Origin of the sequence: Rhizobium sp. CCGE 510 (genome assembly GCF_000292525.1) — a bacterium.
Taxonomy (GTDB): Bacteria; Pseudomonadota; Alphaproteobacteria; order Rhizobiales; family Rhizobiaceae; genus Rhizobium.
Genome location: NZ_AEYF01000005.1, coordinates 91,165 through 105,634 on the forward strand (window position 1 = coordinate 91,165; position 14,470 = coordinate 105,634).

Consider the following 14,470-nt stretch of genomic DNA (forward strand, 5'->3'; position numbering starts at 1 on the left):
GTTGCGAGGGCGCCTATCGTTTTTGATCCGGACGACAAACATGGAAGTCGTCCAGCGCCCGATGATGTGGGTCGAGGGGAGCACGAGCTTCGCCGGTCTACCCTCGACACGTTGGGGGAAGGGACCAGATCGCCCTGGCAAGCTTCCGGCGCTTGTCAGAAAGATGACGAAGGGACTACGCCGATAGTTGGGACGGGTCGTTCCTGCTCCGGCATCTTGTTTCCTCGCTCGTCGCCGGCGCGGAGTGCCTCGCGTACTTCATCCTCTTCCCAACCCGCCTCGATAGCGGAAGCGACGAGAGTCTCGATTTTCTCGGTTTCCGAACTGTGGGCAGTCTCATCGAGGTGGCGTCTGGCGGTCTCGAGACACTGACGGAGGTTCGAAGCGCGGCTGGCGTCGTTACGGTCGTAGCTCGGCGATGCGACGTAGGTCATTTGAAAGCTCCCTGCTGATCGAAAGAAACACCTGAAGAGAGAGCCGGTTCCAGTGCGTGTATTCGGTAAGCGCGACCGGGTGCCGCCTCAGGAGATGCAAAGGGAATCGTGGAGCGGTGGGCCAACCTGCGATCAAACACCCCTTGACGGCTTCTGCTCTTTGAGAAATGCTAAGATGTCAGACCAATTTGATGAGCTGACTGCCTGATAAGAAGATGGGGAACCATGAAGGCAAAGCTTAGCGACAGGCCGGTGATCCGGCCGCTTCCGGCCATGGACCGCGCGCGTCAGGTGACCGATGCGCTGGCGGATTATGTCGAGGAAGCGCGCTTGCAGGCGGGGGACCGGCTGCCGGCCGAGCGTGAGCTGATGGCGGCACTTGCCGTCGGCCGTTCGACCATTCGCGAGGCGATCCGTCACTTTCAGGCGCTCGGGGTGATCGAGACGCGCAAGGGCAGCGGCACCTATCTGTTGAAGCCGGTGTCCAGGGCGACAATCCATATGCCGCTGTCGTTCGATGCGGTGCATCTGCGCGACGCGCTGCTGCAGACGCTGGAAGTTCGCCGCGGCATCGAATGCGAGGCGGGCATGGTCGCAGCTAGACGGCGCACGGCGACCGATCTCGTCGTCATCGAGGAAAAACTGAACGCGATGGAGCGTGTGCATCTGGAGAAGGGCACCTCAGGACCGGAGGATCTGGCCTTCCATCTTGCCGTCTATGACGCCACCCACAATCCGCTGTTTCGCCAGCTGTTGGAGCAGATGCGCGAAACCTTCGAGCGCTTCTGGGAACACCCTTTCGACCGCCAGGATTTCGCCCGCCGGTCCTTTCCATTTCACCGCACGCTTTTCAACGCGATTGCCGCCGGCGATGCCGAGGCGGCGCGCGCGGAAACATTGAAAATTCTCGACATCGTCGAGGAAGACATCAAGGAAATGTCCAAATGAGCAACGGCGCAGACCCGTTCGATCTTGCTTCCCTCATCACCGCCCACGACGACGGCAATTTCGCCGACGCCGTCGTGCCGCCGATCTTCCAGACCTCGCTTTTCACCTTTTCCGATTATGACGAGATGCTCACCGTCTATCGCGGCGAGAAGGTGCGGCCGACGTATACGCGCGGTCTGAACCCGACGGTGCGCGCCTTCGAGGAGATGCTGGCAAAGCTCGAAGGTGCGGAGGATGCGCTGGGTTTTTCAAGTGGCATGGCGGCGATCTCGTCTGCAGTGCTGAGCTTCGTCGAGCCGGGCGACCGCATCGTCGCCGTCAAGCATGTCTATCCCGATGCCTTCCGCCTGTTCGGCACCATCCTGAAGCGGATGAAGATCGAGGTGACCTATGTCGACGGGCGCGACGAGGAAGCGGTCGCCAGGGCGCTGCCCGGCGCCAAGCTCCTCTATCTGGAAAGCCCGACGAGCTGGGTGATGGAGGCGCATGACGTCGGGGCGCTTGCCGCCCTCGCCAGGCAACATGGCCTCGTCTCGATGATCGACAACAGCTGGGCAAGCCCTTTCTTCCAGCAGCCGCTGATGCTCGGCGTCGACCTCGTCATCCATTCGGCCTCGAAATATCTCGGCGGCCATAGCGATGTGGTGGCGGGGATCGTCGCCGGCTCGAAGGCGATGATTGCCCGTATCAAGGCCGAAGCCTATCCCTATCTCGGCGGCAAGCTTTCGCCGTTCGATGCCTGGCTGCTGATCCGCGGCCTGCGCACGCTGCCGCTGCGCATGCGGGCCCATGAGGCATCGGCGCTTGAAATCGCCAGACGCTTGCAGAAGCTCGAGGTCGTCGAGACGGTCTGCCATCCCGGCCTCGCCAACCGTCTGCCCGCCGGGCTCAACGGCACGTCGGGCCTGTTTTCGTTCATCTTCCGCGAAGGCGTCGATATCCGCGCCTTTGCCGATCACCTCAAGCTGTTCAAATTGGGTGTAAGCTGGGGTGGACATGAAAGCCTGATCGTACCGGGCGAGGTGGTGCTTCAGCAGAAAGCACAGCCGAATTCCGCACATGCCTTCGGCATCCATGCGCGATCCGTACGCCTCCATGTCGGCCTCGAAGGAACCGAGGCCCTGTGGAGAGACATCGAGGAAGCGCTCGCCGCCGCCTCGCAATCCTGAAACCTAAGAACCTTAAAGGGGGAACCGAGCATGAAAAAACTAATAATCTCAACGCTCTTTGCTTCGATGATGGCGGGCACGGCCTTTGCCGACACGACGCTCAAGCTCGTCGAAGTCATCACTAGCCCGGAGCGCACCGAAACGCTGAAATCGATCGTCGGCAAGTTCGAAGCCGCCAATCCCGGCACCAAGGTCGACATCATTTCGCTGCCCTGGAACGAAGCCTTCCAGAAGTTCGCGACCATGGTGTCGGCCGGCGATGTGCCTGACGTGATGGAAATGCCCGATACCTGGCTGTCGCTCTATGCCAATAACGGCATGCTCGAAAGCCTCGAGCCCTACCTCGCAAAGTGGGAGCACACCAAGGAACTGACGCCGCGCGCGCTCGAACTCGGCCGCGACGTCAAGAACACCGCCTATATGCTGCCCTACGGCTTCTATCTCCGGGCGATGTTCTACAACAAGAAGCTGCTGTCGGAAGCCGGTGTCGCCGCACCCCCGAAGACGCTGGAGGAATTCACCGCCGCGTCGGAAAAGATCTCCAAGCTGTCCGGCAAATACGGCTACTGCATGCGCGGTGGTGCCGGCGGCCTCAACGGCTGGATGATCTTTGCCGCCTCGATGGCCGGGTCGAATAAATACTTCAACGACGACGGCACTTCGACGATGAACAGCCCCGGCTGGGCCAAGGGCATCGAATGGATGGTCGATCTCTACAAGAAGGGTTATGCGCCGAAGGACAGCGTCAACTGGGGTTTCAACGAAGTCGTCGCCGGCTTCTATTCCGGCACTTGCGCCTTCCTCGACCAGGATCCGGATGCGCTGATCGCCATTGCCGAGCGCATGAAAAAGGAAGATTTCGGCGTCATGCCGCTGCCGAAGGGCCCGGACGGCAAGTCCTTCCCGACCATCGGTTATGGCGGCTGGTCGATGTTTTCGACCAGCGGCAACAAGGATCTCTCCTGGAAGCTGATCGCCACCCTCGAAGGGCCGGAAGGCAATATCGAGTGGAACAAACGCATCGGCGCCCTGCCGGCCTATACGGCGGCCGAGAAGGATCCCTTCTATGCCGGTGACCAGTTCAAGGGCTGGTTCGAGGAACTGGCGGACCCGAACACGGTGCCGACGGTGATGCCGACCTACCTCGAGGAATTTGCTTTCTTCAAGGATTCGCTGGCGATCAAAACCTCGCAGCAGGCGATGCTCGGCGATATCTCGGCGAAGGATCTGGCCAACCAGTGGGCGGAATATCTCACGAAGGCGCAGCAGAAGTTCCTGACGAAGAAATAAGGATTGACGGGGGCGACTGCAGCCCCCTCATCCGCCTGCCGGCACCTTCTCCCCCAGGGGAGAAGGGACTCGTGGCGGCGCCTCATTCCCCCTTCTCCCCAGCGGGGAGAAGGTGCCGGTAGGCGGATGAGGGGCCGCGGTCGCCCAGTTTTCAGAAGCATTACCCGCGCGACAATCCAAACCGGGTAGAGAACGGAAATTACGCACTGATGACCATTTCCGCCGATACGCTCGACATGCGCCGCGACCGCAGGCCATGGCTGCGTCGTCTTGCCGATGCTTCGGAGCCCTATCTTTACAGCGCGCCGTCGCTGATCCTGATCATCGCGGTGATGCTGGTGCCGCTGACGGTCGGCATTTCCTACGCCTTTCGCGATATTCAGCTGCTCAATCCGTTTTCCGGCGGCTTCATCGGGCTCGATCATTTCCGCGAGCTTGCTGGCGATGCCGCCTTTTACGGCGCGCTGCGGAACACGCTGTGGTGGACCGGCGCCTCGGTCGTGCTGCAGTTTACCTTCGGCCTCATCCTGGCGCTGCTGCTCGATAAACCATTCCCGGGCCGGGCAATCGCCCAGGCGCTGGTCTTCCTGCCCTGGGCGGTGCCGTCCTTTCTCGCCGGCCTCAACTGGGCCTGGCTGTTCAATCCGGTCATCGGGCCGATCCCGCACTGGCTCTTCGCCCTCGGGCTGATGCATGAGCCGGGCAATATCCTTTCCGATCCGAATTACGCGATGTGGGGGCCGATCGTCGCCAATGTCTGGTGGGGCATTCCCTTCTTCGCGATCACGCTGCTGGCCGCTTTGCAGGCAATCCCGCGCGATCTCTACGAGGCGGCGTCGATCGACGGCGCCGGCTGGTTCCAGCGCTTCGGCTCGATCACCCTGCCGTTTCTGGCGCCGACGATCGCCATCACCGTGCTGCTGCGCACCGTCTGGATTTCCAATTTCGCCGATCTCATCGTCGTCATGACCAATGGCGGGCCGGCGGACCGCACGCAGATCGTTGCGAGCTACATCTTCACCACGGCGTTCAAGCGGCTCGATTTCGGTTACGCCTCGGCGATCGCGCTGGTGCTGCTCGGACTGCTGCTGGCCTATTCGATGCTGATCATCCTGCTGCGGCAGACGCTGCTGAACAAGGATTGAGCCGATGAGACGATCCGTCATTCCCGTGATCGCACACCGCCTGGCGATCCTCTGCTATATCGCTTTCGCACTCTTTCCGCTGTTCTGGCTGCTGAAGGTCTCGGTGACGCCGAACGACCTGCTCTATAGCGAAGGCGTGCGCATGTGGCCGTCGCGCACGACATGGGACCACTATGCCTTCGTGCTACAGCACAGTGCCTTTCCGACCTTCTTCAAGAACAGCCTGATCGTCTCGACCTCGACGGCGGTGACCGTGACGATCTGCGCCTCGCTCTCCGGCTACGCGCTGTCGCGGTTCAATTTCCGGGCGAAATACTGGATCGTCGCCCTGATGCTGCTGACCCAGATGTTTCCGCTGGTCATGCTGGTGGCGCCGATCTTCAAGATCCTGTCGCCGCTGCATCTGACCAACAGCCTGACCGGGCTGGTCATCGTCTACACCGCCTTCAACGTGCCGTTCGCCACCTTCCTGATGCAGTCCTTCTTCGACGGCATCCCAAGGGATCTCGAAGAGGCGGCGATGATCGATGGGGCGACGCAGTTCACCGCCTTCCGGCAGATCATCCTGCCGCTGACGCTGCCCGGCATCGCCGCCACACTCGGCTTCGTCTTCACCGCCGCCTGGAGCGAGTTGTTGTTTGCGCTGATGCTGATCAACGGCAACGACGCGGCGACTTTCCCGGTCGGGCTTCTCACCTTCGTTTCGAAATTCTCGGTGGATTTCGGGCAGATGATGGCGGCGGGCGTCATGGCGCTCATTCCGGCCGGCCTCTTCTTCCTGCTCATCCAGCGTTATCTCGTCCAGGGCCTGACGGCCGGCGCGGTCAAGGGTTAAACAAATGGCATCGATCGATATCCAGAATATCCGCAAAGCCTATGGCCATGTGCAAGTGCTGCACGGCGTCGACCTCGAAATCAAGGACGGCGAGTTCGTCGTGCTCGTCGGTCCGTCGGGCTGCGGCAAGTCCACGCTGCTGCGCATGATCGCCGGATTGGAGGAGGTCACGTCAGGCGAGATCCGCATTGCCGGCAGCAGGGTGAACGAGCTGCATCCCAAGGACCGCGACATCGCCATGGTGTTCCAGTCCTATGCGCTCTATCCGCATATGAACGTCGCCGGCAATATGAGTTACAGCCTGAAGCTGCGGAAGACGGCGAAGGAGAAGATCGCAACCGCGGTCGCTGCGGCCGCGGCCAAGCTGGGCCTCGATCCGCTGCTCGAACGGCGGCCGAAGGCGCTGTCCGGCGGCCAGCGCCAGCGCGTCGCCATGGGCCGCGCCATCGTGCGCCAGCCGAGGGCCTTTTTGTTCGACGAACCGCTTTCCAATCTCGACGCGCGGCTGCGCGAACAGATGCGCGCCGAAATCAAGAAACTGCATGGCGATCTGAAGGCGACCTCGATCTACGTCACCCACGACCAGATCGAGGCGATGACACTGGCGGACCGGATCGTCGCCATGCATGGCGGCGTGGTCCAGCAGGTCGGCAGTCCCCTGGAACTTTACGACCACCCCGCCAATCTGTTTGTTGCCGGCTTCATCGGCTCGCCGGGAATGAATTTCCTCGAGGCGAGCTCTGTCGCAGGGGGCGTCAAGCTGCAGGACGGTACGATCGTGCCGCTGGCAAAGCCGCTGCCGCTTGCAGACGGCGCCAAGGTGACACTCGGCATCCGGCCGGAACATGTGCTGATGACAAATGGGGGGGCGGGACTTGCCACCGATGTCGAACTCGTCGAACCCACCGGCTTCGGCATCATCCTGCACCTTGCCCTGCACGGCCTGCCGTTCAAAATCTTCACGCTCGATCGCGAAGCGCTGAAGGCAGGCCCGAAGGTCAACGTGGCTTTTCCGGCCCAGTATCTGCACGTGTTCGACGGTGAGGGAAAGCGCCTCGACTGAACGGCAATTCTCCCGCGTCGCGCGCGGAAAATATTTGCCGCATCACCCACGAGGATTATATCTCTCGGGTGCTCTTTCTGGATTGGATGCCATGACCGATACCGTTCTCGACCGCTTTCTCCGTTATGTCGTTATCGACACGCAATCCGATCCATCTTCGTCGACGCAGCCGACCACCGAAAAACAAAAGGATCTCGGACGGGTGCTGGTCGAGGAAATGCTGCAGATCGGCCTTGCCGACGCGCATCTCGATGAACACGGCTATGTCTATGCGACCATTCCTGGAAATAGCGACAAGACGGTGCCGGTCATCTGTTTCTGCTCGCATATGGATACGGCGCCCGATTTCAGCGGCACGGGCGTCAGGCCGCAGCTCGTCCGGAACTATGCCGGCGGCGACATCAGGCTCACCGGCGATCCAAGCCGGGTCATCCGCGTTTCCGAGCATCCGGAGCTGAACAACCAGATCGGCAACGATATCGTCACCACTGATGGCACGACCCTGCTTGGCGCCGACGACAAGGCGGGATTGGCGGAAATCATGACCGCGGCCCAAATCCTGGTCGACAATCCCACGATCCGGCACGGGACGATCAAGATCCTGTTCACCCCCGACGAAGAAGTCGGGCGCGGCGTCAACAGGGTCGACCTGAGGAAGCTCGGCGCCGACTTCGCCTATACGATGGACGGCGAGACGGCCGGGCATATCGAGGACGAGACCTTTTCGGCCGATGGTGTGGAGATCAGCATCGCAGGCGTGGCGATCCATCCGGGTTTCGCGAAGGATCGGATGGAAAACGCCATCAGGATCGCCGGCGCCATTGTCGACCGGCTGCCGAAGGATATGGCGCCCGAAACCACCGAGGGAAAGCAGGGCTTCATCCATCCGACAGGGGTGACCGGCTCGATGGAGAAGGCCTCGCTCAGCCTCATCATCCGCGACTTCACCGATCAGGGGCTCACGGAAAAGGAGGTCCTGCTCGAAGCCATCGTCAAGGAGGTGATGGTTGGCTATCCCGGCTCGACCTATCATTTCCAGGTCAAGGAGCAGTATCGCAACATGAAGGTGGTGCTCGACCGTCACCCCGAGATCGTCGACAACGCCATCGAAGCCGTGCGCCGGGCCGGCATGACGCCGGTGCGCGGCAGCATCCGCGGCGGCACCGATGGCTCACGCCTCTCCTTCATGGGCTTGCCGTGCCCGAACATCTTCGCAGGTGGCCATGCCTTCCACTCGCCGCTCGAATGGGTCAGCCGCCAGGATATGGAAAAGGCCGTCCAAACGATCGTGGAACTCGCTAAAGTCTGGGAAGAGCGCGTTTAAGGCGCGCTTTTATTTCATGCAAAACCGAAACTGGTTTAGCCGCCGTTCGCCGCAATGCCGCCGCGCAGCATGACGCTGTCATAAGCGGGGCGCGGGATGGGGATCGCGATCGGCATTCCCGGGTCGGGTTCGATCGAGGTTTCCGGCAAGGTCACCGGTGCCGTGATCTGCATCGGCATCGGATTTGCGATAGGCGCCATACGTGCCGTGGGCGATGTATTTGTCGCGGACATCGTGCTTGCTGTCGCCATCGAGTCGGGAGCCGGCAGAGGAACAGGAACGGCCGAGGGGATCAGCGCCTCGAACTGCGGCGGCAGCATGCTTTCACCCGGCACATAATTCATCGCCACCTCATAGGCGGGCAGCGGCGGCGGCGTTTGGAGCATGCCATCGGAGCCGCGCTTCTCGTAGAAGGCGTTGCCGCCGGCGACCGCCACATAATGCATGTTGTTGTAGGGGAATTTCAGCCCGTCGGTGTGGAAGAACATCGCATCCTTCACCGCCGGATGGCGTGCGCCCTTGATCAGGATCGCATCGGCGGCGGTCGCAAGCTCGGTTTCGGCCTGCGGCTTGACTTCGCGCGTCATCACGCCGGGCGCAAACTGTTTTTCCTGGGCGACGACGCCGCAGATCGAGGGAGGATAGGCGCCGGAGGTGAGCCGGTTCATGACGACGGTTCCGACAGCCATATAGCCGTCCTCATCCGAATGCTGCGATTCGAAATACATCGCGCGCTGCAGGCAATCGCGATCCTTGGTGGTATAATTGAAGGTGACTTTCGCCGCTTGAACCTGCTTCGTCTTCGCCGATGCCGGTTTCGATGTCGTTGTGCAGCCTGTGGCCGCCAGCCCTACGAACAAAATCCCGATCAGGGATTTTCCAAAGGAAATCTCCGCCCTCAACGCCAGGTGCCTCCTGTGGGATTAGTCGTACTTTTTATCGTGAAAATCTTTTACTCGTCATGTGACAAAAATACAAACAACCATGGGTCACAAAAAGCCAAAGGGACTCTCGCCACATGAGAGTCCTGCAAGGAGTCGGGTCACAGCGACAACCTCCATCAGCTGCGGAACAGCTTCCAGCGCGTCGGCTTGAAGGCCACGCGGTTGCGGTCGAGCCTGTCGGCCTCGCTCGGCGGCAGCTCGATCTCGATATGCGGGCGGCCATTGCCGATATCCAGTTCGATATGGCGGGTGCCGGCTACGCGGCGGCTGGAGACCGGCTGGCCGGCGATACAGTTTTCAGCCGATTCGCAGAGCCTAACGTCATGCGGGCGGAAATAGAGCTGAGCAATACCGTCCGGTTCACCTTCGGCATTGAGGCCGAGCGAGCGGCCTTCGAAGCGGATGTCGCCATCTGAGATTTCGACCTGCAGGCAGTTCGACTGGCCGATGAAGCCGAAGACGAAGGGCGAATTCGGATTGTCGTAGACTTCATCAGGCGTGCCGACCTGTTCGATTGCGCCCTGGCTCATGACGACGACGCGGTCGGCAAGCTCGAGCGCCTCGTCCTGGTCGTGGGTGACGAAGACGGTGGTGTGGCCGGTGCGGTCGTGGATTTCGCGCAGCCATTTGCGCAGATCCTTGCGCACCTGGGCGTCGAGCGCCCCGAAGGGTTCATCGAGCAACAGCACGTTCGGCTCGACGGCCATGGCGCGGGCGAGCGCCACACGCTGGCGCTGGCCGCCGGAAAGCTGGGTCGGGTATCGTTTTTCAAGGCCGGAGAGCTGGACGAGGTCGAGCAGTTCCAGCGCCCGCTTGCGGATATCGGCCTTGGCGGGCCGCCGCGCGCTGTTTCTGACCCTCAGGCCGAAGGAGACGTTGTCGAGCACCGTCATGTAGCGGAACAGAGCATAATGTTGGAAGACGAAGCCGATATTGCGCTGCTGCACGGTTTTCTTCGAGGCATCCTCGTCGCCGAAGAAGATCTGTCCTTCGGTCGGGCTTTCCAGGCCGGCGATCAGGCGCAGCAATGTCGTCTTGCCTGAGCCCGAAGGACCGAGCAGTGCGATCAGTTCGCCGGAGCGGATGTCGAGCGAGACATCGTGCAGCGCCGGGAAACGATCGAATTCCTTGCGGATGTTTTGAACGCGTACTTCCATTCCAAATCCTTCAGTGCCGCCGGCTGGCAGCGATTTCAGCGCTATAGCGCATTTCCAGCAGCGTCTTCAAAACAAGAGTGACGAGCGCGAGCAAGGCCAACAGCGTGGCGACGGCAAAAGCGCCGGTGAAATTATACTCGTTATAGAGAATCTCCACCTGCAGCGGCATGGTGTTCGTCTGGCCGCGGATGTGGCCCGACACCACCGAGACGGCACCGAATTCGCCCATGGCGCGGGCGTTGCAGAGCAGCACGCCGTAGAGCAAGCCCCATTTTATGTTCGGCAGAGTCACATACCAGAAAGTCTGCAAGCCGCTGGCGCCGAGCGAAAGGGCTGCCTCTTCGTCGGCCGTTCCCTGTTCCTGCATCAGCGGGATCAACTCGCGGGCGACGAAAGGGAAGGTGACGAACATGGTGGCGAGGATCAAGCCCGGCACCGCGAACAGGATCTTGATGTCGTGGGCGCTGAGCCACTGGCCGAGCCAGGTATTGGCGCCGAACAACAGCACGAAGACCAGGCCCGATATGACGGGGGAGACCGAGAAGGGAAGGTCGATCAGCGTCGTCAGGAAGGCTTTGCCCTTGAACTCGAACTTGGCGATCGCCCAGGCGGCGGCGACCCCGAAGACGAGGTTGAGCGGCACGCTGACGCCGGCAACGATCAGCGTCAGGCGGATCGCCGAGAAGGTTTCCAAATCCCCGAGCGCCGCGATGAACGGGGCGGGCCCCTTACGGAAGGCTTCGACGAAGACGGCGGCAAGCGGCAGCAGCAGGATGAGCAGCAGGAACACCAGCGAGAGGGTGATCAGGCTGTAGCGCGCGATCCTGTGTTCGGTGATCACCGAACGCAGCTTCACCGGTTGAACGGTCGTATCAAGCGCCATACCCGTACCTCCGCCTGCTCCAGCTCTGGATGAGGTTGATGACGAGCAGCATGGTGAACGAGAGGATCAGCATGATCGCCGCAATGGCGGTCGCCGCCGCGTAATTATACTCTTCGAGTTTGATAACGATCAGCAGCGGCGCGATCTCCGATTTGAACGGCAGGTTGCCGGCGATGAAGATGACCGAGCCATATTCGCCGACGCCGCGGGCAAAGGCGAGCGCAAAACCGGTGAGCACGGCGGGCGCCAGCCCCGGCAGCAGCACGCGGAAAATCGTCTGGAGGCGGTTGGCGCCGAGCGTTGCGGCGGCCTCCTCCACTTCCTTGTCGATTTCCTCCATGATCGGCTGCACAGTGCGCACCACGAAGGGCAGGCCGACGAAGATCAGCGCCACGACGATGCCGGCCGGCGTGAAAGCGATCTTGATGCCGAGCGGTGTCAGGAACTGGCCGATCCAGCCATTCGGCGCATAAAGCGTTGCCAGCGCGATGCCGGCAACGGCGGTCGGCAGCGCGAAGGGCAGGTCGACCATAGCGTCGATGATGCGCTTGCCGGGGAAGCGATAGCGCACCAGCACCCAGGCAAGGATAATGCCGAAGACGGCATTGACGATCGCGGCGATGAAGGCGGTGCCGAAACTGATGCGCAGCGCGTTCAGCGTGCGCTGATCGAACGCGATCGACCAGAATTTCTCCCAGCCGAGCGCACTCGACCGGGCGGCAAGGCCCGAGAGCGGGATGAGGATCAGAAGGGTGAGCCAGGTCAAGGTAAGGCCGAGCGCCATTCCGAAACCCGGAATGACGCTCGGCCGTTTGAACCGCCACCGTGTGGGGCTATATGCTTTCATGAAGTCTATTATTGGGCCGGCTTGTAGATTTGGTCAAATACCCCGCCGTCGCCAAAGAATTTCGGCTGTGCGCTCTTCCAGCCGCCGAAGTCGTCGATGGTCGCGAGCGTCAGCTTCGGGAAGCGGGCGATGTCGGCCGGATCGGCGGCTTCCGGCTTGATCGGCCGATAGTAGTGCTTGGCGGCGATCTTCTGGCCTTCGTCCGAATAGAGGTAGTTGAGATAGGCTTCGGCAACCTTGCGCGTGCCCTTCTTGTCGACATTGCCGTCGACGATGGCGACCGGCGGGTCGGCGCGGATCGAGAAGCTCGGCGTGACGATCTCGAACTGGTCGGGACCGAGCTCTTCGAGCGAGAGATAGGCTTCGTTTTCCCAGGCAAGCAGCACGTCACCGAGGCCGCGCTGGACGAAGGTGGTCGTGGCGCCGCGCGCACCGGTATCGAGAACCGGAACGTGCTGCAGCAGTTTGCCGACATAATCCTGCGCCTTGGCTTCGTCGCCACCATTCGCCTGCTTGGCCCATGCCCAGGCAGCGAGGAAGTTCCAGCGGGCGCCGCCCGATGTCTTCGGGTTCGGCGTGATGACCTGCACGTCATCCTTGACCAGGTCGCCCCAATCCTTGATGCCCTTCGGGTTGCCCTTGCGGACCAGGAAGACGATCGTCGACGTATAAGGCGTCGAATTATTGGGGAATTTGGTCTTCCAGTCAGCCGGGATCTTGCCGGTGGCCTTGGCGATGGCATCGATGTCGCCTTCGAGCGCCAGGGTGACCACGTCGGCGTCGAGACCGTCGATGACGGAGCGGGCCTGGGCGCCGGAACCGCCATGCGAGGCTTGGATCGTTACGGTTTCACCGCTGTCCTTTTGCCACTTGGCGGCAAAGGCAGCATTGAAATCCTTATACAATTCGCGCGTCGGATCATAAGAAACGTTAAGCAGCGTCTGATCCGCGAAAGCAGGAGCAATGCTCCCGATCGCGAAGCTGCCTGCCATGACCGCGGCCGCGAGGAGCCGGGTGAGCCGTTGTGTCTGCATAGGGAACCCTCCTGTTTTCTGTCCTAACTCTATCAAGTCAGTCGTATAATGAAACAAAGGTTCTTCCGGATCCGGTCCTGCCGTTAGAATGCCATTCCATTTGAGGGGCGATTTTGAAATAGACGTGCCGAAGTTGGCCGCGGCCAATTCGTCGCCAGGGTCGCGTGCCGCGGGACCGTGTTTTTTCGGCCACAGTTCCTCCACGAAAGCGCCATGGTGCTGCTGATTTTTGCCCAGATTTTGCCGCGATGGCACTTGCGGATTCCTATATGGCCCCCGTGCGGTCGTCTTCTCCGACCGCTACGCGGGGGCATCCTTGAAATGTGCCTCGCATTCCAAACCTGTTAGGGCCATTCAAAATGAATATCAGAACTATCCTTTTTGCCTCCGTTGCCGCCCTTGCCGCGGCTTCCGGAGCCCGCGCAGCCGACGCCATCGTGGCGGCGGAACCCGAGCCCGTGGAATATGTTCGCGTTTGCGACGCCTACGGGACCGGCTATTTTTATATTCCGGGAACGGAAACATGCCTTTCGGTCGGCGGCTACATCCGTACCGAAGTGCGTTTCGGTGAGCAAATCTCCGGCGATTCCGACGTAAACTTCTGGACTCGCGGTCAGGTTACCTTCCAGGCCAAGAACGACACCGAGTACGGCACGCTCACCGGCGTCATCACGCTGCGTTACAATGCCGACAACGCCTCCGATCAGGAAGCTCTGCTGGATGAAGGCTATATCGACATTGCCGGCTTCCGCGCCGGTAAGCTGTACAGCTGGTGGGATGACGACATGAGCGGCGAGACCGATACGCTCGCCAGCAACGAGACGACCCACAACTCGATCCGCTATCAGTACGAGTCCGGCGCGTTCACGGCCGGCCTCTCGGTCGACGAACTGGAAGAAGACTACGCCACCAAGCCGGGCGATGGCCCGAACAACTTCGGTGTCGCAGGCCAGGTCTCCTACAAGGCCGGCGCCATCAGCGCTTACCTGCTTGCCGGTTATGACACCGATACCAGCGAAGTCGCGGTCCGCGGCATCGTTTATGCCGACATCGGCCCGGGCACGCTCGGCATTGCCGGCGTATGGGCAAGCGGCGCAAACTACTACTACGAAGAGTCCGAATGGACGATCGCTGCAGAATACGCTTTGAAGATCAACGACAAGTGGTCGGTCACCCCCGGCTTCCAGTACTTCGAAAACATCGCTCTCGACGCTGACGGCAACGGCTTCAGCGGCGGCAGCGCCTACACCACCGGCGTCACGATCGACTACCGTATCGTCGACGACCTGAGGACGAAGCTCAGCGTGCAATATCACGATGAGGACGAAGGCGACGACGAAGTGTTCGGCTTCCTGCGCTTCCAGCGCGATTTCTAAGATAGCCTGATTGCAGACGCG

At 61.2% G+C, this 14,470-nt stretch carries 14 protein-coding genes; 8 read left to right on the forward strand and 6 right to left on the reverse strand.

The window, feature by feature from the left end:
• Positions 1-155: 155 nt before the first annotated feature.
• Complete coding sequence (locus RCCGE510_RS04355; RefSeq protein ID WP_007627510.1) at positions 156-434, reverse strand: hypothetical protein; 279 nt, start codon at positions 432-434, stop codon at positions 156-158.
• 225 nt (positions 435-659) lie between these two features.
• Between RCCGE510_RS04355 and RCCGE510_RS04360 the strand changes: the two genes are divergently transcribed.
• From RCCGE510_RS04360 to pepT, 7 genes are all read left to right on the forward strand, one after another.
• Entirely contained in the window at positions 660-1,382 is a 723-nt protein-coding gene (locus tag RCCGE510_RS04360) for a FadR/GntR family transcriptional regulator (RefSeq protein WP_007627511.1), read from the forward strand.
• The gene (locus RCCGE510_RS04365; protein WP_007627512.1) at positions 1,379-2,551 is read left to right on the forward strand and encodes a PLP-dependent transferase; all 1,173 of its coding nucleotides are present in this window, start codon (positions 1,379-1,381) and stop codon (positions 2,549-2,551) included. The genes RCCGE510_RS04360 and RCCGE510_RS04365 overlap by 4 nt, the downstream gene beginning before the upstream one ends.
• A 30-nt stretch (positions 2,552-2,581) precedes the next feature.
• Positions 2,582-3,841: a sugar ABC transporter substrate-binding protein gene (locus RCCGE510_RS04370; RefSeq protein WP_007627513.1), complete on the forward strand. Its 1,260-nt coding sequence runs from the start codon at positions 2,582-2,584 to the stop codon at positions 3,839-3,841.
• A 209-nt stretch (positions 3,842-4,050) separates the two neighbouring features.
• A complete protein-coding gene (locus RCCGE510_RS04375) occupies positions 4,051-4,986 on the forward strand; it encodes a sugar ABC transporter permease (protein WP_007627514.1) in 936 nt (311 codons plus the stop codon).
• A gap of 4 nt (positions 4,987-4,990) precedes the next feature.
• Positions 4,991-5,821 (forward strand): carbohydrate ABC transporter permease, encoded by an 831-nt coding sequence (locus tag RCCGE510_RS04380; RefSeq protein WP_007627515.1) that lies wholly within the window; start codon positions 4,991-4,993, stop codon positions 5,819-5,821.
• A 4-nt stretch (positions 5,822-5,825) separates the two neighbouring features.
• Positions 5,826-6,884: a sn-glycerol-3-phosphate ABC transporter ATP-binding protein UgpC gene (gene ugpC, locus RCCGE510_RS04385; RefSeq protein WP_007627517.1), complete on the forward strand. Its 1,059-nt coding sequence runs from the start codon at positions 5,826-5,828 to the stop codon at positions 6,882-6,884.
• Between the two features lie 91 nt (positions 6,885-6,975).
• Entirely contained in the window at positions 6,976-8,208 is a 1,233-nt protein-coding gene (gene pepT / locus RCCGE510_RS04390; RefSeq protein WP_007627519.1) for a peptidase T, read from the forward strand.
• Positions 8,209-8,243: 35 nt separating this feature from the next.
• Here pepT and RCCGE510_RS04395 read toward each other — a convergent pair whose 3' ends face one another.
• The 5 genes from RCCGE510_RS04395 to RCCGE510_RS04415 form a co-directional block, all read right to left on the reverse strand.
• Positions 8,244-9,110, reverse strand: a complete 867-nt coding sequence (locus RCCGE510_RS04395; protein ID WP_007627520.1) for a cell wall hydrolase — start codon at positions 9,108-9,110, stop codon at positions 8,244-8,246.
• 158 nt (positions 9,111-9,268) lie between these two features.
• Positions 9,269-10,309 carry a sulfate/molybdate ABC transporter ATP-binding protein gene (locus RCCGE510_RS04400; protein WP_007627521.1) on the reverse strand — a complete coding sequence of 347 codons (1,041 nt, stop codon included), beginning with the start codon at positions 10,307-10,309 and terminating at the stop codon, positions 9,269-9,271.
• Between the two features lie 10 nt (positions 10,310-10,319).
• Entirely contained in the window at positions 10,320-11,192 is an 873-nt protein-coding gene (gene cysW, locus RCCGE510_RS04405; protein WP_007627522.1) for a sulfate ABC transporter permease subunit CysW, read from the reverse strand.
• Positions 11,182-12,039, reverse strand: a complete 858-nt coding sequence (cysT, locus tag RCCGE510_RS04410; protein ID WP_007627523.1) for a sulfate ABC transporter permease subunit CysT — start codon at positions 12,037-12,039, stop codon at positions 11,182-11,184. Before cysT ends, cysW begins: the two co-directional genes overlap by 11 nt.
• A gap of 8 nt (positions 12,040-12,047) precedes the next feature.
• Positions 12,048-13,073: a sulfate ABC transporter substrate-binding protein gene (locus RCCGE510_RS04415; protein WP_007627524.1), complete on the reverse strand. Its 1,026-nt coding sequence runs from the start codon at positions 13,071-13,073 to the stop codon at positions 12,048-12,050.
• 359 nt (positions 13,074-13,432) lie between these two features.
• Here RCCGE510_RS04415 and RCCGE510_RS04420 point away from each other — a divergent pair, with 359 nt between their 5' ends.
• Complete coding sequence (locus tag RCCGE510_RS04420; protein WP_007627525.1) at positions 13,433-14,449, forward strand: porin; 1,017 nt, start codon at positions 13,433-13,435, stop codon at positions 14,447-14,449.
• Positions 14,450-14,470: the final 21 nt, after the last annotated feature.

Excerpts from the sequence above, each read along its gene's own strand:
- RCCGE510_RS04380 (WP_007627515.1), top strand. The coding sequence starts at position 4,991 with ATGAGACGATCCGTCATTCCCGTGATCGCACACCGCCTGGCGATCCTC.
- RCCGE510_RS04370 (WP_007627513.1), top strand. The coding sequence starts at position 2,582 with ATGAAAAAACTAATAATCTCAACGCTCTTTGCTTCGATGATGGCGGGC.
- RCCGE510_RS04400 (WP_007627521.1), bottom strand. The coding sequence starts at position 10,309 with ATGGAAGTACGCGTTCAAAACATCCGCAAGGAATTCGATCGTTTCCCG.
- RCCGE510_RS04360 (WP_007627511.1), top strand. The coding sequence starts at position 660 with ATGAAGGCAAAGCTTAGCGACAGGCCGGTGATCCGGCCGCTTCCGGCC.
- RCCGE510_RS04415 (WP_007627524.1), bottom strand. The coding sequence starts at position 13,073 with ATGCAGACACAACGGCTCACCCGGCTCCTCGCGGCCGCGGTCATGGCA.
- cysW (WP_007627522.1), bottom strand. The coding sequence starts at position 11,192 with ATGGCGCTTGATACGACCGTTCAACCGGTGAAGCTGCGTTCGGTGATC.
- RCCGE510_RS04355 (WP_007627510.1), bottom strand. The coding sequence starts at position 434 with ATGACCTACGTCGCATCGCCGAGCTACGACCGTAACGACGCCAGCCGC.
- RCCGE510_RS04420 (WP_007627525.1), top strand. The coding sequence starts at position 13,433 with ATGAATATCAGAACTATCCTTTTTGCCTCCGTTGCCGCCCTTGCCGCG.
- cysT (WP_007627523.1), bottom strand. The coding sequence starts at position 12,039 with ATGAAAGCATATAGCCCCACACGGTGGCGGTTCAAACGGCCGAGCGTC.
- pepT (WP_007627519.1), top strand. The coding sequence starts at position 6,976 with ATGACCGATACCGTTCTCGACCGCTTTCTCCGTTATGTCGTTATCGAC.
- ugpC (WP_007627517.1), top strand. The coding sequence starts at position 5,826 with ATGGCATCGATCGATATCCAGAATATCCGCAAAGCCTATGGCCATGTG.
- RCCGE510_RS04365 (WP_007627512.1), top strand. The coding sequence starts at position 1,379 with ATGAGCAACGGCGCAGACCCGTTCGATCTTGCTTCCCTCATCACCGCC.
- RCCGE510_RS04375 (WP_007627514.1), top strand. The coding sequence starts at position 4,051 with ATGACCATTTCCGCCGATACGCTCGACATGCGCCGCGACCGCAGGCCA.